Annotated in this window: 18 protein-coding genes and 4 tRNA genes; 5 read left to right on the top strand and 17 right to left on the bottom strand. The window is 32.1% G+C overall.

The window, feature by feature from the left end; genetic code table 11:
* Window positions 1-118: 118 nt before the first annotated feature.
* From mgtE to yjbM, 4 genes are read right to left on the bottom strand one after another with little or no spacing between them, the layout of a single operon-like run.
* Entirely contained in the window at window positions 119-1,486 is a 1,368-nt protein-coding gene (mgtE, locus tag AC1RP1_RS07455) for a magnesium transporter (protein ID WP_481761981.1), read from the bottom strand.
* Window positions 1,487-1,503: 17 nt separating this feature from the next.
* On the bottom strand, window positions 1,504-2,397 hold the full coding sequence (locus AC1RP1_RS07450; RefSeq protein ID WP_481761982.1) for an RluA family pseudouridine synthase: 894 nt from the start codon (window positions 2,395-2,397) through the stop codon (window positions 1,504-1,506).
* Window positions 2,387-3,190, bottom strand: coding sequence for an NAD kinase (locus tag AC1RP1_RS07445; protein ID WP_481761966.1), 804 nt, complete (start codon window positions 3,188-3,190; stop codon window positions 2,387-2,389). The genes AC1RP1_RS07450 and AC1RP1_RS07445 overlap by 11 nt, the downstream gene beginning before the upstream one ends.
* Before the next feature lie 39 nt (window positions 3,191-3,229).
* On the bottom strand, window positions 3,230-3,859 hold the full coding sequence (yjbM, locus tag AC1RP1_RS07440; RefSeq protein WP_481761967.1) for a GTP diphosphokinase: 630 nt from the start codon (window positions 3,857-3,859) through the stop codon (window positions 3,230-3,232).
* A 252-nt stretch (window positions 3,860-4,111) separates the two neighbouring features.
* Between yjbM and AC1RP1_RS07435 the strand changes: the two genes are divergently transcribed.
* On the top strand, window positions 4,112-4,729 hold the full coding sequence (locus AC1RP1_RS07435; protein ID WP_481761968.1) for a DsbA family protein: 618 nt from the start codon (window positions 4,112-4,114) through the stop codon (window positions 4,727-4,729).
* 44 nt (window positions 4,730-4,773) lie between these two features.
* Here AC1RP1_RS07435 and pepF read toward each other — a convergent pair whose 3' ends face one another.
* The 5 genes from pepF to AC1RP1_RS07410 all read right to left on the bottom strand — a co-directional run bounded on the left by pepF (window position 4,774) and on the right by AC1RP1_RS07410 (window position 10,235).
* A complete protein-coding gene (gene pepF, locus AC1RP1_RS07430; RefSeq protein WP_481761969.1) occupies window positions 4,774-6,594 on the bottom strand; it encodes an oligoendopeptidase F in 1,821 nt (606 codons plus the stop codon).
* Between the two features lie 48 nt (window positions 6,595-6,642).
* Window positions 6,643-7,785 carry a competence protein CoiA gene (locus AC1RP1_RS07425; protein WP_481761970.1) on the bottom strand — a complete coding sequence of 381 codons (1,143 nt, stop codon included), beginning with the start codon at window positions 7,783-7,785 and terminating at the stop codon, window positions 6,643-6,645.
* A gap of 66 nt (window positions 7,786-7,851) precedes the next feature.
* Entirely contained in the window at window positions 7,852-8,520 is a 669-nt protein-coding gene (locus AC1RP1_RS07420) for an adaptor protein MecA (protein WP_481762654.1), read from the bottom strand.
* 173 nt (window positions 8,521-8,693) lie between these two features.
* Window positions 8,694-9,092 carry a transcriptional regulator SpxA gene (gene spxA, locus AC1RP1_RS07415; protein WP_481761972.1) on the bottom strand — a complete coding sequence of 133 codons (399 nt, stop codon included), beginning with the start codon at window positions 9,090-9,092 and terminating at the stop codon, window positions 8,694-8,696.
* 405 nt (window positions 9,093-9,497) lie between these two features.
* Window positions 9,498-10,235 (bottom strand): MBL fold metallo-hydrolase, encoded by a 738-nt coding sequence (locus AC1RP1_RS07410; protein WP_481761973.1) that lies wholly within the window; start codon window positions 10,233-10,235, stop codon window positions 9,498-9,500.
* Between the two features lie 91 nt (window positions 10,236-10,326).
* On the opposite strand from AC1RP1_RS07410, the gene AC1RP1_RS07405 reads away from it, so the two are divergent.
* On the top strand, window positions 10,327-10,836 hold the full coding sequence (locus AC1RP1_RS07405; protein ID WP_481761974.1) for an antibiotic biosynthesis monooxygenase: 510 nt from the start codon (window positions 10,327-10,329) through the stop codon (window positions 10,834-10,836).
* A 180-nt stretch (window positions 10,837-11,016) separates the two neighbouring features.
* Here AC1RP1_RS07405 and AC1RP1_RS07400 read toward each other — a convergent pair whose 3' ends face one another.
* Together AC1RP1_RS07400 and AC1RP1_RS07395 are read right to left on the bottom strand one after the other, a co-directional pair.
* The gene (locus tag AC1RP1_RS07400) at window positions 11,017-13,053 is read right to left on the bottom strand and encodes an ABC transporter permease (protein ID WP_481761975.1); all 2,037 of its coding nucleotides are present in this window, start codon (window positions 13,051-13,053) and stop codon (window positions 11,017-11,019) included.
* On the bottom strand, window positions 13,050-13,805 hold the full coding sequence (locus tag AC1RP1_RS07395) for an ABC transporter ATP-binding protein (protein ID WP_481761983.1): 756 nt from the start codon (window positions 13,803-13,805) through the stop codon (window positions 13,050-13,052). The genes AC1RP1_RS07400 and AC1RP1_RS07395 overlap by 4 nt, the downstream gene beginning before the upstream one ends.
* 140 nt (window positions 13,806-13,945) lie before the next feature.
* On the opposite strand from AC1RP1_RS07395, the gene AC1RP1_RS07390 reads away from it, so the two are divergent.
* From AC1RP1_RS07390 to AC1RP1_RS07380, 3 genes are read left to right on the top strand one after another with little or no spacing between them, the layout of a single operon-like run.
* Window positions 13,946-14,620 (top strand): response regulator transcription factor, encoded by a 675-nt coding sequence (locus AC1RP1_RS07390; RefSeq protein ID WP_481761976.1) that lies wholly within the window; start codon window positions 13,946-13,948, stop codon window positions 14,618-14,620.
* Between the two features lie 9 nt (window positions 14,621-14,629).
* The gene (locus AC1RP1_RS07385) at window positions 14,630-15,676 is read left to right on the top strand and encodes a sensor histidine kinase (RefSeq protein WP_481761977.1); all 1,047 of its coding nucleotides are present in this window, start codon (window positions 14,630-14,632) and stop codon (window positions 15,674-15,676) included.
* A gap of 11 nt (window positions 15,677-15,687) precedes the next feature.
* Window positions 15,688-16,245 carry a M15 family metallopeptidase gene (locus AC1RP1_RS07380; RefSeq protein WP_481761978.1) on the top strand — a complete coding sequence of 186 codons (558 nt, stop codon included), beginning with the start codon at window positions 15,688-15,690 and terminating at the stop codon, window positions 16,243-16,245.
* A 47-nt stretch (window positions 16,246-16,292) separates the two neighbouring features.
* Here the strand turns inward: AC1RP1_RS07380 and nrdG are convergent, their stop codons facing one another.
* The 6 genes from nrdG to AC1RP1_RS07350 all read right to left on the bottom strand — a co-directional run bounded on the left by nrdG (window position 16,293) and on the right by AC1RP1_RS07350 (window position 19,813).
* Window positions 16,293-16,883 (bottom strand): anaerobic ribonucleoside-triphosphate reductase activating protein, encoded by a 591-nt coding sequence (gene nrdG / locus AC1RP1_RS07375; protein ID WP_481761979.1) that lies wholly within the window; start codon window positions 16,881-16,883, stop codon window positions 16,293-16,295.
* Entirely contained in the window at window positions 16,858-19,032 is a 2,175-nt protein-coding gene (nrdD, locus tag AC1RP1_RS07370) for an anaerobic ribonucleoside-triphosphate reductase (RefSeq protein WP_481761980.1), read from the bottom strand. Before nrdD ends, nrdG begins: the two co-directional genes overlap by 26 nt.
* Window positions 19,033-19,454: 422 nt before the next feature.
* Window positions 19,455-19,538 (bottom strand) — tRNA-Leu (locus AC1RP1_RS07365).
* A 12-nt stretch (window positions 19,539-19,550) separates the two neighbouring features.
* Window positions 19,551-19,621: transfer RNA gene (locus AC1RP1_RS07360), tRNA-Cys, on the bottom strand.
* 33 nt (window positions 19,622-19,654) lie between these two features.
* Window positions 19,655-19,727, bottom strand: a tRNA-His gene (locus AC1RP1_RS07355).
* Window positions 19,728-19,739: 12 nt separating this feature from the next.
* Window positions 19,740-19,813 (bottom strand) — tRNA-Trp (locus AC1RP1_RS07350).
* Window positions 19,814-19,898: the final 85 nt, after the last annotated feature.

Below are 19,898 nucleotides of genomic sequence, written 5' to 3'. Positions count from 1 at the left end.
GGACATACAAAAATCCCTCCATGATTATCGGATGAAATTATATTATTTCATCTGACAACCATAAAGGGATTATTACATCACTCAATCTGAAGTTGTTGGAACCTTTTTAAGTTTTTCTTTAAGTCGCAATAAAAAATTTTAAGAATACTTGTGCAATACTAAAATAAATTAACACAGAAGTTAAATCACTCAATGTCGAAATAAATGGCCCTGATGCAACTGCTGGATCAACACCAATTTTATCCATTAAAATTGGTATAAAACTACCCGCTAAATTTGCCACCGTAATAGCGCACATCATTGCAAGTCCTATCACCATCCCGAGAACAAAGTTACCCTTCCAGAGTCCGACAATTAAAGTGACGGAAATACCCGTTACAACCCCAATTACTAATCCAGTGAAAACTTCACTTATAATTAGTCTAAGCACACTTTGTTCATTGTCATCTTTTACAGCTAGGCGTCGAACAGCAACAGCTAAACTTTGTGTTCCGGCATTACCGGCCGTTCCTGTAATCAATGAAATGAAGACAGCTAAAATACTTGCTTCACTCAGTAACCCTTCAAAATGACTAACTAAACTTGCCGTTGACATACCTAAAAATAATAACGTTATCAACCATGGCAAACGTTTTGATGCTGCTTTAAATGGATTTTCTGTTTGATCTTCAGTATCGACACCGGCCAAACCAGAGTAATCCTCAGCCGATTCTTCATCAATAACATCAATAATATCATCAACAGTAATCACACCAATTAATTGTTCATCATAATTTGTAACTGGCATTGCTAAAAAGTTATAATCCCGAATCATCTTGGCAACGTCTGCTTGATCGTCATCAGCTTTAACAGACATAACTGGTGTCGTCATGATATCTCCAATTAACGCCTTCTCATTACTCATTAATAAATTACGTAATGTTACAATCCCCATCAAACGCTGATCATTATTAATAACATAATCATAGTAAATTGTTTCCGCATCACTTGCTTCTTCTCTTAAAGTACGCATTGCAGAACTCACTGTTTGATCTGAGGTTATTGAGGCAAAATCAGTTGACATAATAGCACCAGCTGTCTTATCTTCATAATGCAGCAGACTTTTTATTTCATAGGCCTTATCTTTATCCATCAGACCTAAATATCTCGCTAATTTATGCTGATCCAGTTGTCCCAACAGGTCAACCTCATTATCAGTGTACATATTATCTAATAACTCAGCCACATACTTTAGAGACATTTCATCAAAATATTTAACAACATCTTCCGGATCATCTTCAGCGGCATCAAATGTGTCACTCAATTCCTTAGGCGTCAGGTACTGATACACCTTTTGGCGTTGCTCTTTATTAAGCACTGAAAAAATCTCAGCTTGCTCATAAACATGCAAATCTGTAAATTCATTGTGAAAATTATATTGTTGATTCTTTTCAAGCGAATCAATAATTTCTTCAGTTTTTATTTGGTTATATTTTTCTGTATCCACCATGATGAATACCTCGTTTATTTTTTATTTATAAATTTTTGCATATCCGATGCAAGGTGACTCTGAACATTTATCTGTTCATGTGTAAATGGTTGATAAAACTCAATTTCACTACAGTGTAGCGCTTGGCGTTGCATTGGCATAATTATATGCCCACCATACAATGTATCACCAACTAAGGGATGCCCTGTGGATGCAAAATGAACACGAATTTGATGTGTTCTCCCCGTATGTAATTGGATTTTATATTGACTAATACCTTTTACAGATTTCTCTAACCAATACTCAGTTAAAGCTACTTGACTACCTTCCCCATGGCCAACCTGCCTCTTAATGAATGATTCTGGATCACGCATAATTGGCTCATCAATTGTCCCATGCGGAGTTTCAATCTGTCCTTCGACAAATGCTGTATAGTACTTTTTAATTAGATGATTTTGTAACTGTTGATCCAATAAAGCGTGAGCAAATCGATGTTTAGCAAACAATACTAACCCACTCGTATCACGATCAAGTCGCGTCGCAATATGTGGAATAAAATCATTTAAATGTCGATTTTGATAATAGCCTGCGACACGATTAATCAAGGTATCCTCCGGATGTAAATATGAAGGAATTGAGGCAACATGTGCTGGTTTATTAATAATTAAAAAATCGCGATCTTCAAAAACGATATCAATTGGTACAAACGATTTTTTTAATTCATTTTTATTTTTCTCAGCTGGTAGAACAATACTCACTTTATCATTTGTTTGAATGAAGTCAATTGCCCACTGCTCGTTATCGTTGACTAATAGCTTACCACCACAATACTTAAGCGTTGCAAGTAATCGCCTAGATACACCTTCATTTTTCAGAAAAGTCTTCACTTTTTGAGGAGACGTCCCTGTATACTGCCAATCAATCTGCATAATCACTACCAATAAACGCCTCATTTACACGTTTCCAGAAATTATTATGTCGATATTTGGCAAAACAAATGTGTTCCTTCGCTATTTTATATTTAATTGCCTTAATTTGCCGATTATGATAGATTTCTTGGTCTATACTAAAAACAAAGTCACTGCTTTGTGTTGGTTTCAGTGTAATCCAATCATTTGAAGCCACAATAACTGGTGAGCTTAGCGTCCTAAACACACGATTGTTAATAGACGCAATTTCTGCCATTTGTATTGACTCGAGTTCGGGATGAATAACCGCTCCACCAACCGATTTATTATAGGCAGTAGATCCAGTAGGCGTAGAAATGCACAAACCATCTCCACGAAACTTTTCAAATAACTGATCACCAATATAAACATCCGTTACCATTGTATTGTTAATCCTTTTTAAGGTTGATTCATTTAATGCAAGAAATCTTTCTGATTCTGCATCAAAATAATCAACTTTAACATCTAATAATGGATAATTAATTGATTGTTTATTATCTGATTGGAGACTAGTAACTAAATCTGAAATTTCATCATCTCGCCAATCCGTATAAAAACCTAAATGCCCTGTATGTACGCCAACAAATCTAATGTTTTCAAGGTTATCTTGGTAATGTTTGAAAGCAGAAAGCAAAGTTCCATCCCCACCAACCGTAATCACAATTTCAGGATGACTATTATCAATTACGATATGTGCATCCGTTAGTTTTTGATACAGTTCTTTACCAACTTTTTGCGATTTTTCCCCATCATTTTCGAAAATAGCAACTTTCATTCGTAACCCTCTTTTCCTGACGCCCATGATACCTAATGTTTATTTTTTGTTTAAACCCTTACCATAAAATAAATGCTGCGCTTCTTGAATCTCTTCTCTAATTTCGGACATTTCAGTGTCTAATTTAAACGCAGCCTCTGCTGCCCGTTCGAGCCGTGCATTTAATTGGCTAGGAAATTCTCCTTGATATTTATAATTTAAAGAGTGCTCAATCGTTGCCCAAAAATTCATAGCTAACGTGCGAATTTGAATTTCAACAAGTACATTTTTTTCTCCATTTATCATTTGAACCGGGTACTTAAGTACAATATGATATGAGCGATAACCGCTCGCTTTTTTATTAGTAATGTAGTCACGTTCTTCTACAACGGTCATATCATTTCGAGAACGTAATAAGTCAACAACCTGATAAATATCATCAACAAATTGGCACATAATGCGAATACCCGCAATATCTTGCATGTCAGTTTCTAAACGTTCTTCAGAAATTTGACGTCGTTCAATTTTCTCTAAAATACTATCAACTGATTTAACCCGACTTGTCACAAATTCAATTGGCGAATGTTGACCAATACCCGTGAACTGTTTTCTTAAACCACGCATTTTTATTTTCATTTCTGAAACGGCCTGTTCATAGGGTCTAAAGAAATATTTCCAATCTTCTACCATTTTATCACTCTATTCTATTATTCAATTTACTCATCTCATTTTAGCATAAATTAGTGATTCAGTTCCGAATTAACCTCACAATGTTACCAAATCTTTCAAAAAACAAGTAATTTTAATAATATCTGTTATTAATTAAGTGTTAATAATTGAAAAAAAAAAAAAATTTGGTAAAGTGGTAATAGTTATTAAAACAGAAATGAAATCAAACCCCACACGATTTTAAATCTAATCACTATAATTGGAGGAGTACTCTTGCTAGAAATTTATTTATTTGTCAACCCATTAGGTACAAAATGCTTCAAATCTGAACAAAAGGTTTTAGACTTTATTCGTCTATCTCCCCAAAAAATCTCATTCCAATTTGTACCCATGTTAAACATCCAAACAGTGCACAATGTCATGATTGAAAAAAATCTTGATACACGTAACTTAGCGCTTCGAAATGTGTTATCTGGGTCAATTTACCAAGCCGCTTTAGATTATAAAGCAGCTCTTTTTCAAGGAAAAAAACGTGGACGTGATTTCTTAATGGCAATTCAAGCGGCTTTAGTTCAAGATAGCACTTGTTACTCAGAAGAGCTCATTCAACGAGTTGCTAAAGAAGTTAACTTAAACTGGGAAATGTTTAATGAAGATAGACATTCAGTGTTAGCAAAAAAATCATTTAAAAATGATCAAAAAATTGCCAATGATATGAACGTTACAATGCATCCCACAATCGTCATTAATAATATTGATGGTCTAGACTGTGGTGTATCCTTCCCAGATGCTGATTTAGTAGATATTTCGAAAGTTTGTGCTGGTGATTTTAATATTCAAAATGACTTACATCAAGCAATTAACCCTCAAAACCAACTATACGTTTTATAAAATAAAAATACGTAGCTTAGTTTTTTAACTAAGTTACGTATTTTTTATTTCTCTAAGATTTGAGGTAATAATGCCTCTAATTCATTCAATCTTGCTTCAAATACAGCAAATGCGTTAACTAGATATGCTGACTTAGTCATATCTACACCTGCTTTTTTCATGACATCAACTGGAAAATCTGAACTCCCAGCTTTCAAATAATTCAAATAGTTTTCTAATGCATCAGGTTTTCCACTAGTGATTCCCTCAGATAAAGTGGTTGCAGCAGCAAACCCTGTTGCATATTGATAGACATAATAATTATAATAAAAATGCGGAATTCTTGACCATTCCATTGCAATTTCTGGATCACGTTCTAAACTCTCTCCATAATATTTTTGATTTAAATCAGCATAGTATTTAGACAGTTTATCAGCCGTTAGTGGGTTTCCAACCGCGTCTTCCTCATGAATCCAATGTTCAAATTCTGCAAATTGTGTTTGACGGAAGATAGTTCCTTTAAACCCGTCTAAATAATAATTAAGTAAAAATGCCCTAACCTTAGGATCTGTTTGAGTCTTTAATAAATAATGTGTTAACGTATTTTCATTAGTTGTTGACGCAATTTCTGCTAAAAAAATTGGATAATCACCATACAAATAAGGCTGATTATGATGCGTATAGTAACTATGAATACTATGTCCCATTTCATGTACCAATGTATAAAGATTATTTACATTATTTTGCCAGTTTAATAACATATATGGTGCTGTATCATACATACCTGATGAATAGGCACCACTTCTTTTACCTTGATTTTCAACAACATCAATCCAACGGTTATCAAATGCCTCTTGAACATGACTTAGATAATCAGGTCCCATTTTATCTAAGGCTTTTAATGCCTCACTTTTCGCTTCATCATACGTGTAACTTAGTGCGGGTTCGCCTGTTATTGGTGTATATAAATCGTATGAATGTAATTTTTCAACTTTTAAAATTTTCTTACGTAATGCAACATAACGGTGTAACAACGGTAAATTCTTATTAACCTGCTCAATTAGTGTATTGTAGACAACTTCAGGTATCTGATTATTTGATAATGACGCATCTCTGGCACTTTTATAATGTCGAACTTGTGCACTATAGTTATGAACTTTAACATGGCTTGAAAGTGTTGAAGCTAGTGTGTTTTGAAATTGACCATAGACTTCATATAATTTTTTAAAGGCCTGTTCTCTAACACTTCTAGAAGTTGATTCTAGAAGGACCCCATAAATACCTTGTGATAATTGAACATCATTACCTTGTTCGTCTTGAACAACTGGAAATTTCAAATCAGCATTGTTCAGTATTTCAAACGTTTTAGAAGAGGCGCTAAATATATCCCCTGCTCCAGCTAAGAGCGTTTCTTCAGCATGCGAAAGGACATGATCCTTCTCCAATAATAAACTATCAAAAAAATGACGATAGCCTTTTAAATCAGGATTATCAGACATAAATTGCTTTAAAGTATCCTCTGGTATCGCAATAATTTCAGGTTCAAACCAAGAAATAGCAGCCGATACCTTAGCTGCCAAGGCGCCAGCCCTTGAATTTAAAGCTTGATATGTTGAATTTTCTGTATCTTGATCATTTTTTAAATTCGCATACACGTATACTTTTTCGAGCATCCGTTCAAGCGCCAAAATAGCTTCTAATCCACGTAACATTGTTGTACTATCTTGACTCAATGTACCTTTAAAGTTAGCGATAGTTACTACAGATTCTTCAATTTTTTTGTAATCCTCTTCAAATAATGAATCTGAACCATATATTTTTTCTACATCCCACGTTAAATTTTCTGGTACCTCTTCACGCTTTGGTAATTGCTTAGCTACTGTCATAAAAAGCCTCCGAATATCGTTTATTTACTCCTATAAGATAACATATTTTTAATCAAAATTTGAAATAAATGTATGCCTCAACTGTAAATTTTCCATTTTTAGCGATATATCACTGGACCATACAATCTGATTGTCAATTCGATAATTTTCGGATTCTTTAATTGGTATTAAAATATGATTTTTAATTAAACCCTTAATATATGCATTATTAACTTGTTTAATTGCTAGATGACCAACAAGTGGCATTTCAAAAAGAGTTTTTGTGATTTTTTGTTGCAGGTTAAATAATAACTCAAGCTCTTTTTTCGAAATAACATCAGTGGTATATTTTTGCAAATCTAAAATAACTCGAATTCTCCAAAAAAAGTCATCATGTCGATAGATTGGCGGAAGACGCGTCTGACTCAAGCAATATATCGGAAATCCCATAAAATAATATCGCTGCATGTAGCAAAAATCAATCTGTTGCTTTAAATAATGATTCAAATAATAACAATTTTTCTCTAACTTAGTCAATTGACGGAACAAGTCTGCTGGTGACAAATTCAAAGTTTTATTCCTACAATTATTTTTGATAAATACCATTAAGTCTGTTACATCATTAAATACTTTTGTGCAGTAACGAATACCATATAAATTTTCAAACCATAATTCATAATTTAAAATTAAACACTGTCGCTCAGTATCGATAAATACTAAGAAATAACCAATATTTTTATGGAAATTTATAAACATTGCTTGTTGTTGTGTTAATTTTTTATTTAAACGATGTTTCATCCCTAGAATCCAAAAAATACGATACCCATTTTGTTTATAACCGTCAGTCCTTTTGTTAAAATCTTTTAGCGTCAACGGACTGCATTGGTACTCTACGACTAACTGGCTATTTTTTAAATTTATTAAAACATCCGGTCGTTGCTTTAGTTTAGGCAAATATTGCTCAATATCTGCTCTTTTATGTCTTTTTTCTGCCCACATTTTAATTAAATTTTTCCCTGTGACATGTATTTTCGTTTCACCTTCTGAAAAAAAATGACATGACTTTTTAAAATGAGCAAAATGAGCTTGTTTTTGCGGGCCTTCTTTAAAGACAACACGCTCTCCGCAACCAGGACAAAAATATTTATTGTTTTGCTTAAAATTTATTGCGCATACCAACTCATCTACGTGTTCTTGTTTTGCAAATATCATTCAAATTACCCCTTGTTACAATTTAAATACGCAAAAAAACAAACTAACCTTTTTCGATTAGTTTGTTTATTTAAAGTATCTTCTTGCCTCAGAGAGTGCGTCAGATGACATAATCTTTTTACCACGTTCTTCCATAAATGGTCCTGTCGATGAGACAACCTGTGCATACTCTAATGCGACAGCTATATCATTTTCGATTGTTTCTTTTGTTGTATTATCTTTATCAAAAATTAGTTCTAAAAAATATTTATTTTGGACTTTAAATAAATTGCTTTGTGTATTTGTTGGTCTAAAAATTTTAGCTAATTGAATAAAATCTTCGAAGTCCCCAAATTCAAACATTCTTGTTTGAGCAGATTTTTTATAACCCGATCCAACAGTATCTTGTGAGTCATTGTCACTGTCTTCAAGCTCAGCTAATCTATCTTTTATAAAGCTTCCTAGATCATCATTCTCAGATAAATCAGAAATGTTTATTTCTTTCGGATTTTGCGTCTCGTCTGGCTTTCCACGACTGATAAATAACTCCAAGCCATCTCGATTAGGTAATACCTGGAAGGTAACTGCTTCATTATTTTCAAATTCATGTTCCGTGTCTACTTCGCGTAAAATACTATAAAAGAAATCTTCAATTTGAGTTCTATTACCTAATAAATCTAAAACAGTAATACCTCTTTTAGATAAATCTTCATCTTCAACTAAAACACGAATTGTATTTTCATTTATTTTTTCCATTTTCATTACTAATCACCCATCTTTCTGATAACTTGACCTTAATTCTATCTAAAATTTACTATTTGTAAAGTAGTTTAAACTAAATAAAAAAAATTCAGGAATGCGTCTTCCTGAATTTTACCATGTTACCTTATTAAAAACTAATGTTTCAATATTATTTAATTTTAAATTAATTAAAATCCAGCAAGTAATTGTGCCTTTTGTAATTCTAAAGCACGTACATCCCTTGGTAAGAAGCGACGAATTTCGTCTTCGTTATATCCAACCTGTAATCGTTTTTCATCTAGAATAATAGGACGACGTAATAAACCAGGATTATCTTGAATTAATGAGAATAATTCTTGAAGTGGTAAATCGTCTAAGTCCATATCTAGTTCCTGATAAACTTTTGAGCGTTTAGAAATAACTTCTTCTGTTCCATTTTCAGTCATTTGCAAAATTGTTTTAATTTCATCAATGTTGAGAGGCTCAGAAAAAATATTACGTTCTTGGAATGGAATATTATTTTCCTTAAGCCATGCACGTGCTTTTCGACAAGATGTACAACTTGGTGAAGTATATAAAGTTACCATATGCGCTCTCTCCTTTTAATAAAAAATTTATCAATTCCTATAAAACAATTGTAACTTATTATCAAACAAATTACTACCATTTTATTAAAAAAATTTACTAATTAATATTTTTACTAATAATACATTTAATTCATTTGTGTTCATTATTAAATGATTAAATGACATCATTTTTGATATTGTTTTTTATATTTCGAGTATGATATTACATATATTTTATAGTTATTATTATTTATTGAATGAAAAATAATTTGCTATCTCAATTATTTAATATACTTTACACTCGATATATACTTACTAAAAGTACGTAACACGCACTTAATCGTTTATTTGCAACAATCTTATCATTATTTTATTTTTCAAAAAAAAGATACATATTGTTAAAAAAATTTAACAATATGTATCCGATTACAAAATTAGTTCTAAATATTTTTTTGCGAGTATTATATCGATATTATTGCCAGCTGATAATTCAGCTTGTTCTTTTAATAATTCGTGGGAACCATTTGCTGGTAAATGCGTTAAAATTAATCTTTTAGCATTATTTAAACGAGCAAACTTTCCAGACTCGGTAGATGTCATATGCCATTTTTTGCCAATTTTATCATCAAAAAAGTTTGTATCGGTCATTAATATATCTGCATTTTGACTAATTTCATTTAATTTTTCGTCATACGCCGTATCAGCTGTAAAAACAAAGACCTTCCCAGTTGCCCGTTCCGTTATTCTCATAGCATATGTAGGCACTGGGTGAATTGTTTCTAAAAATTCAAAAGTAAAAGGCCCAATGTCTATAACTTCTTTATTCTTATATCCTATTCCAATTGTCGCATTTGCCCAAGTTAATTTTGCTAATGCTTCTTGATCAATAGATGGCCCATAAATAGGAAGTGGTTGCTTCACTTGTTCACCGTTAATCTGCCAGCTATACTGTAAAACGCCGACATCTGCGATATGATCCTGATGATAATGTGATAAAACAACTGCATCTAACTTCAAGGAATCTAGTTTAGGTTCTAGACTAAGCATTGCTCCACTTCCACAGTCCAACAATAAATTAAAACCATTACTCTGAATTAAATATGAACTAGTTCCAACTGTATGGGCAGGATAACCCCCATAGAATCCTAAAATTGTCAACTTCATTTTTAATTGTCCTTCCTGTTACTTTTGACTCTATTATACCTTTTTTTGGGCTATACTTAATAATGAATTAAAGTAAATGGGAGATGTATCTTTGTTAAATCATATAAACACAGCATTAGGCGCTGAATATTTTTTAAAGTCTATAATTCGAAATAATCCATCCCGATCATTTATTCTACTTAATCCAATTAATAAGTACAATAATTCTTACTTATTAGACACATCAGATGATAATTCTATTTTCTACTCTGGATTAGACTTCCGTGTTCGATATCATGTAGGAATGGATTCATGGCAAGGTTTTTATCATTTTAAATATATTACTTTGAGCGATGAAGAAAGTAAAGTTTACTTAGCTCAAGTACAAACTTTTATTAATGAACAAACAAAACCAACTGGTATCATTTCTTTTTACACATTACAGTCTTTATCTAAAGGTTATAATTATGTTTTTTTAACAATTTGGAAGCAACAATCTGATTTTATTAATTGGCGTAAAACGTCAAATTATAAACAGTTAAAGTACTATGAAAGTGAGTTTCAAATTACTCCCATAGACGCAGTGTATTCTGTTAATGAATTAATTAATATAAAAGATTAATCCAATTAGTTAAAAACAATCCGTATTCCACAAACGATATTAATAGCTAATTAATGACTCAAACAAGTCATTAATTAGCTATTTTTTTACAATAGTTATTCCCCAAAAATGTTTAATTTCCAACCAAAAAATAGCCTAAAAAGTTTTCTAACTTTTAGGCTATTAATCATTTAACCGTTCTTAAACTCTGTTATTTATTATCCGATTCAACACTCTCACGGTAATTAAAAATAAGCCTAAATACATCACATAGAAGGTCCCCCAGAAGAAAATGAGAACATTTAGGTTAGGTTGATCAAATAATGCGACATAAATATTAAAAGTAAATATTGCTTCTATCGATCCTAAAATAACCGGAATTAAAAATAAACTGGCTGTTTGCTGATAAATAATTCGCTTAATCTCTTTTTTGGTCACACCTAGACTTTGCATTAGTGAATAAGTTTTTTGATTTTGTCTAAGATCTATCATTTGTTGTAACATTAAAATACTACAAGTTGCTAATACTAAAATAATACTAATAAAACATGCTATATAAATATAAAACCCATCTAATTCGTTAACATTTTTTTCAACTTGATTTCTCACACCCAAATTTCGATAATGGTAGTTTGACTTAATTTGATTAGAAAATTTATAACGGACATTCGATAATGTTGTCCCTGTCTGCTGCAAATAGGTCTGTTCTTTAGATTGATTATCTAATTTATGTCCGAAATCATTTTTAGATTGTGCAAATTCCTGATAATTTTTAATATTAATAGCTGTAAGTCCATATTTTGTGTTGCTATCAACACGTTTGTAGACACTATCTTTAACAATTAACAAATTTTGAATGTAATGTATTTCACCATACGGAAACGTACTTAAGTATGTTTTTATCTTTAATTTGTTCATTGATTTTTGCTTAAATTGAATGAGCTGGTTATCATCATTAATTTGATATCTTGCTAACTTGTGTAAAATCATAACTGTCTCATTCGATTTAATCTTAATCGGTTCTAAATCATCTTGAATTTTACGCGCATGATTATAATCTGTTTCTGACATTATTGTAATTGGCACAATTTTAGCTTCACTTTGATTATTTGCTTTTAATTGAACACTTGTTTTCATCGGTACAATTTTAAGATGTCCACTTACTTGCTGTTTCACTATTAAATTGTTTTGTTTTAATACTTTTTTTACAGTTTTTAAATGATAATCGTCCGTAATAAAATGAGCTGGTGCCACTTGATCAATTGTTTTTTGGGAATATGAATACAACGTAGCCACTCCAATAAATACAGATAAAGAGAACATTATTAATAAAGTCATTAAACTTAAGATGACCTTATTTTGTCTTAAACTGACTTTTAAATTAGAAAAAGCAAGTAGCCTACCACCCCGATACATAAAATGTCGCCATTTTTGTATCATACTTATCATTATCGGCACCAAATAATTAAAAATCAAAAGAGTCCCTAAGATAATCATAATTGCAATAATCAATACTGCTAAAAAATAATCATTTTTACGTAACCAAACATTAAAAATAGGTCCCAAATTTTCAAAATTTACTGCCATAAATAAAGGTACAATAATAAAAAAGATACTAATGATAGCCATAAATCGTTTAAATGGTCCAAATTTTTCGACACTGGCATTATCACTATTTTTAAACAATGAAACTAATTGTTTACGATAAATAACACTTGCATTAACAGTTGACATCATTAAAAAGATAACGTTAAAGATAACTATTGTACTAATTAAACTATGCCAAGATATAATAATATTGGTATCTGCCACAATAAACATAGCCCTCAACAAAATCATAGCAAATAATTTAGAAAAGATCGCACCAACCACTAAACCAATCAGTAATGCTATATTACCTAGAATTAAATTTTCAATAAATAGCATTGTCGCAATTTCTTTTTTTTTCACTCCAAGAAGATGGTAAACAGCAATTTCTTTTTCTCGCCGTTTCGCCACAAAAAGATTAGTGTACATCATGAAACAAGCAATAAAAATCAAAATTAAAAAACTACTAATACGTAAAGTAACAGAAATTGGTAACTCTACGCGCGCATTTTGTGTTAACTCTTTGTTAATTGACATTGACAAAAATGAAAAATAAACTGTAACTGCTATCGCACTAGCAATAATGTAAATTAAATAATCCCATAAACTGCGCCAAATACTTTTAAAAACAATATTCACTAGTGGTTTCATTGCTTTCCCCCACCAATAGCTGCTTGCATATCAATTATTTTTTGGAAAAATTCTTTTCTAGAGCCATCTCGCCTAATTTCGGCAAAGATATTCCCATCTTTAATAAAAATAATTCTTTTACAATAACTAGCTGTAAATGCATCATGAGTTACCATCATGAGCGTCATCTTTTGCTTTTCATTCACGTCTGTTAAATACTTCAATAGTTCCGTAGCTGCTTTTGAATCTAGACTTCCTGTCGGTTCATCTGCGAATAACATTTTGGGTGCCGTTATAATAGCTCGTGCAACTGCAACCCTCTGCTGTTGACCAATTGAAATTTCATTTGGAAAATGTTTTAAAATATTATTTAAATTTAAAATATTAGCAATATTAGCAAGTTTTGCCTCAATTATTTCTACATTTACTTTATCCAATGCTAAGGGCAAAATTATATTTTCCTTGATAGTCAACGAATTAAGTAAATTAAAATCTTGAAAAATAAACCCTAACTGTTGTCTTCTAAACTCAGACAATTTTTTTTCATTATATTGTGTTATATCCTGGTTATCTATTCTAACATGTCCAAAAGTTGGCTTATCAATAGTCGACATCATATTTAATAACGTCGTTTTTCCTGCACCAGATGGTCCCATAATACCAACAAATTCTCCTGAATCAATTACAAACGAAATATTATCAATTGCAGTCGATCTATTAAACTTCATTCCATAAATTTTTTTAACGTGATCTACTTCAATAAATGTCATAATTTCATTTCTCCTATTACCAAGTATTATCCTATATATAGGATAATTACGCCAATATTTATTTACGCTTTTTATCTATTTGAATTTAATGCTAAAAACCGGTATTGTAGGGTAAATAGTTCTTACTTTAAAGAGGTGATAATATGTTTAGTATAATGATTGTTGAAGATGATAAAACAATTGCCAACATTACTGCAGATAGTCTAGCAAAATGGCGATTCAACCCTATTTTAATTAATAATTTTAGTGAAATTGATCTTGAATTCATTGAAAAAAAACCACATTTAGTTTTATTAGACATTAATTTACCCGATTTTGATGGCTTTTACTGGTGTAAAAAAATCCGTGAAATATCAAATGTACCAATTATATTTATCTCAAGCCGAAATACCAATATGGATATGGTTATGGCAATGAATATGGGTGGCGATGACTTCGTAAATAAACCTTACTCAATGGAAGTTTTAGTTGCAAAAATTTCTGCATTATTACGACGCACTTACAATTACGCAGAAATGGGACCAGAAACACTCGAGCATAATGGCCTTTTTTTGAATTTACAAAATGGAACTGCAAAATTTAACGATAAAATTATTGATTTATCAAAAAATGAGTACCAGTTACTGCAATATTTAATGCGTCAGACAGGGAAAATTGTTAGCCGTGAAAAATTACTTCGAGAACTCTGGGAAGACGAACATTTTGTTGATGACAATACGTTAACCGTTAATATTAATCGCGTTCGTAAAAAAATAGCACAAGCTGGATTACCCAATTTTATCGAGACAAAGGTAGGACAAGGTTATCTTATCCCTTAGGAGACACTAATGACATTTTTTAAGTACATTTCAGATAGAATTACAACAATCATCTTTTTCCTTCTAGTTATTCTCTTAATTAATCTTGTATTGTGGTTTGATCCATTCCATAACATTGTTTTATCTACATTATTATATATAGATATTCTGGTAGTTATTATATCAAGTATTTTTGTTGTAACACGTTACTGGATTAATCATCAATGGTACCAAAAATTTAAATTACCAATTGATCCAGCAACAGCAGATTTATTGATTCCTATTAATGGTGCACATTCCAATGAACAACGTTTATATCAGGGTTATGTTAATGCCCTATTAAACAATCATCAAATACAAATAAATAATATCTTGTCTAAACAACAAGAACAAGAGGATTTTTTAAATGCTTGGATTCATGATATTAAAGTTCCCTTAGCTGCTATTCAGTTACTAATTGAAACATCTGATGGCAAGCTATCTGAAAAACAAGTCATGCAAACTGAAATTGAATTAAAAAACATTGAAAATTTTGTTGAACAAGTGATTTATTATTCTCGTTTAGATAGCTTTTCAAATGATTATTTAATTCAAGATGATTCACTAAAAAAAGTAGTTAATCTTGTCATTCGGGATAATATGAACTTATTTTTTTCAAAACATATTCGTTTCGTTTTTAACAGTACAGATATTTCCGTTCTAACTGATTCAAAATGGCTACGTTTTATCTTAAATCAAGTGATTACCAATTCATTAAAATACACACCAAATAATGGTGAAATCGTTATTTCTCTTAAAGATACTGAAAAAGAAACGATATTAGCCATTAAAGATAATGGCATTGGTATCCCGAACGCAGATTTAGCTCGCGTTTTTGACAAAGGATTTACCGGGAATAACGGGCGTCAATTCAACCAAAATGCAACCGGATTAGGCCTTTATTTAGCAAATCAACTAAGTCAAAAATTAGGTCACCAATTAGAAATTGAATCTCCAAAAAATGAAGGTACTACAGTTAAAATTATATTTCCTAAACTTTCTTATTATAATGATGAAATGGGCGAAATTCTTCGCTAGGAGGGTCTATCATGTTATCAGAAATTGAACTCGGTTTTACAAATATTAAAGATATTGATCCTAATATTATTGTAGATTTACGCTATGCTACAAAAGACAACTTTACTAACCAAATTATTTATGACTTTTCTACAGCAATCGCTAGAACAGGAACAGCTAAGAAACTTGGTATCGCAAGTCAATTACTCAAAACTCAAGGCTATCGTTTAAAAATTTGGGACGCCTACAGACCAGTCTCTGCTCAAAAAAAATTATTTGACGTTTATCCCGATCCTAATTTTGTAGCGAAGCCAAATCCTAATTTCAGTCATCAAAAAGGCGTGACATTTGATTTAACTATCTGTGATATGGATGGCCACGAGCTTAACATGCAAAGTGAATTTGACGACTTTTCAGAACGAGCTGGAAGAAATTATAAACGAACACCTCAACAACAAATAAATTACGATATACTAAATAACGCTATGATAACTGCTGGTTTTATCGGATATTCTGAAGAATGGTGGGACTATAGAGATTCTGATATGAATGACTATTCACCACTTATCGCGAATCCAAATGATTATTAAAAAAACTTGTCACAACACCTTACATACAAGGTATTGTGACAAGTTTTTTATCTTAACAATTTATCCCAGAGAATAACTTCACCCGCAATTAATGATTTTTGAACATCAATAATTCTTTGATTTGAGCTACCTCTAAATTGCAAAGTTAAATCTTTTTTTGGTAATTCGAATCGACCGTCGACTAAAATATCAATCTTTGAAAGTAATTCAAGTTTATCATCAGATTCAAGCATTAATTCATCCCATGTATAACCAGTCCAAGACCAGATATCTTTCGTCCATCCATAAGTATCATGAATACGATTCACTAAGCTTAAACAAACCTGCGTGTTAACAAAAGGCTCTCCGCCTAATAAAGTTAATCCTTGGCAATAGTCTTCGCTTAAATCAGTTATTATTTGATCTTCAAGCTCTTTTGTATATGGTGTCCCATATCTAAAATTTTGCGCTGCCTTATTATAACAACCCGGACAAGCAAATAAACAGCCACTAACGTATAAACTACAACGAACCCCTTCACCATCAACAAAATTAAATGGTTTATAAGATGCAATATACTGTTGGCTTAACTCACTGGCAATCCATTCTTTAGGTTTCGGATTTCGTGGTGCTTTAACTCTCTTTTGTCGTTCCATCATCAACCATTCCTAAAGTCATATTTTTAACACGAGAAGCAATTTCTTTATGACGTCCATGAACCATCGGACGTTGCTGTGGATTACCTAAGTATCCACATGTCCTTTTAACAACATCACATGTTTTTGGATCATGATTTTGACATTTAGGGCATTCAAATCCTCGTTCAGTTGGGTTAAATTCACCATCAAAACCACATTTATAACAATGATCAATAGGGGTATTAGTTCCTAAATAGCCGATTTTATCATAAGCCCAATCCCAGACTGCTTCTAAAGCCTTAGGATTTTGACGTAAATTTGGGTATTCACAGTAATGAATAAATCCACCTGATGCATATTTAGGATATTCCATTTCAAACGACAATTTTTCAAACGGAGTTGGATTTTTCCTAACGTCATAATGAAAACTATTTGTATAATATTCCTTTTCTGTAACATCTTTAATTTCACCAAATTTTTCAGTGTCTAATACACAGAAACGATCTGTTAAGGATTCACTAGGAGTTGAATAAACACTAAAATGATAATCGTATTCATCTGACCAATCTGTACAATACTCCTTGAGGCGTTTAACGATGTCAATCGTAAAATTATGCGCCTTTTCATTTTTTTCCCAATTAGGTCCAAAAAAAACAGTTCCAACTTCATATAGTCCAATATAACCTAATGAGACCGTAGCGCGACGATTCTTGAATAAATCATCAACATCTCCGTCTGCTTTTAACCTTTCGCCAAAAGCACCATGTTGATATAGAATGGGTGCATTCTCTGGGATAGCTTCCTTGACACGGTTAACTTTAAAGACTAATGCCTCTTTACAAACCTGCATCCTCTCTTTAAAGATATCCCAAAATAAATCAATATTACCTTCGGATTCCAAAGCAATTCGTGGTAAATTAACTGTAACAACGCCTAAATTCATACGCCCAGAATTGACTTCATTACCATTTTTATCTTTCCATCCTTGCAGAAAGCTACGACAGCCCATAGGTACCTTGAAACTGCCCGTAAGCTCTTTTATCTTGTCATACATTAATATGTCAGGGTACATTCTCTTCGTAGCACAATCAACAGCTAAGGCCTTAATATCGTAGTTAGGGTCCCCATGTTTAAAGTTTAAATCCTTTTTTATTGTAAATACTAATTTAGGAAATATTGCCGTACGATGCTCACGACCTAATCCTTTTATTCTAATTTTTAAAATTGAGATTTGAATTTCTCGTTCAATCCAACTTTCACCCAACCCAAAACCTAACGTAGTAAACGGCGTCTGTCCTTGCGAAGAGAATAAAGTATTGATTTCATACTCTAATCCTTGCATGGCATCATAAATATCTTTGCTTGTTTTAAGTTTAGCAAATTCTATCTGTTTTATTGGATTCCCAATCCATACTTTTGCATCTATTAAATGCTTCTTATAATTTAATTCAGCAAATGGCGCTAGTAACTCATCCACCCTATCTGCAGAACAACCACCATACTGACTTGAGGCTACATTAGCAATAATTTGTGCCATTTGCGCAGTTGCGGTCTGAATTGAATGAGGACTTTCAACTTCAGCATTTCCTATTTTAAATCCATTTGTTAACATCTCTTTAAAATCAATCAGACAGCAGTTAGTCATAGGACTCCAGGGTGTGTAATCTAAATCATGATAATGAATTGAACCACGTAAATGTGCTTTAGCTAGTGATTCAGGCATTAATTTTAATCCCAAAGTTTTACCCACTGTCCCAGCCGTCAAATCACGTTGTGTATTGAATACATTGCTATCCTTATTAGCATTTTCATGAACAATTGTATCATCTTTATTTAATAATTTATCCAAACGACCAGCTGGATCAGTTTGCTCTTTCCACAATTTTTCATCATTTATTCTATATTCCTGAAAGCTATCCAATGCATCACGGTAGCCTAATTCACGATATGTAGCTATAACTAAGCCATACATCGTTTGGGCATTAATTTTTTGATAATTACTTAATTTATGTAATAGTAATTCCTGATAGCTTTCTTGATTTTTTTTACTATTTAATCGACGCAAAGTACTACTTAAAACTTTACGTAATGCAAAATCAACTTTTCGACCATCACGCTTTTCAAATATGTCAGGCACTTGCATATCTAACTTTACCTCTACTTTTTTCATAAGTGACCTTCCTTTTCTTACAGCAATAAATATATGTTACTTGATTATCCTCTTAAAAACAACAATATATAGTGTACAACAATATATACTATCTATATATTGTTGTACACTATGATTTACTATCAAGATGTTTGAAATGTAATTAAAAAGTTAGACGTATATATATCAGTTAAAAAATTATTATATGATTTCAATACCAGAATATTTTATACACTTAAAAATTTATACCAAAAAAACTCTAATTATTAAGTGATTAGAATTTTCATACTATTATCCACCAACAACAGTTGACGAAGAGCCAAAAAAGTTCAACAAAAGCTCAACTTTCTATAATTTCGTATTATTCTTCATAATTTAGCGTACAAAAAAAGCCCAATCAATGGGCTTTCATGTTTTCTAATACTCTCTATAATACTTAATAATACCGGTGATCGGGGTCGAACCGATACTCCATTGCTGGAACTGGATTTTGAGTCCAGCGCGTCTGCCAATTCCGCCACACCGGCATAACTCGTGTAAGGCGGTAACCGGATTTGAACCGGTGATGAAGGTTTTGCAGACCTCTGCCTTACCACTTGGCTATACCGCCATATTAATTATTACTTGATATAACCTTATAAAAGGCGACATGTGGGAATCGAACCCACGCGTGCCGGAGCCACAATCCGGTGCGTTAACCACTTCGCCAATATCGCCAAAACAAAAAATGGCAGGGGTAGTAGGAATTGAACCCACACTGACGGTTTTGGAGACCGTAGTTCTACCTTTAAACTATACCCCTATAAAAAATGGAAGAGAGTGGATTCGAACCACCGAACCCGAAGGAGCGGATTTACAGTCCGCCGCGTTTAGCCTCTTCGCTACTC

This window comes from Dellaglioa sp. CoH-56-MRSF-13 (genome assembly GCF_056782095.1).
Note: the sequence above shows the minus strand (reverse complement) of the source record. Positions and strands in the feature narration are given on the sequence as shown.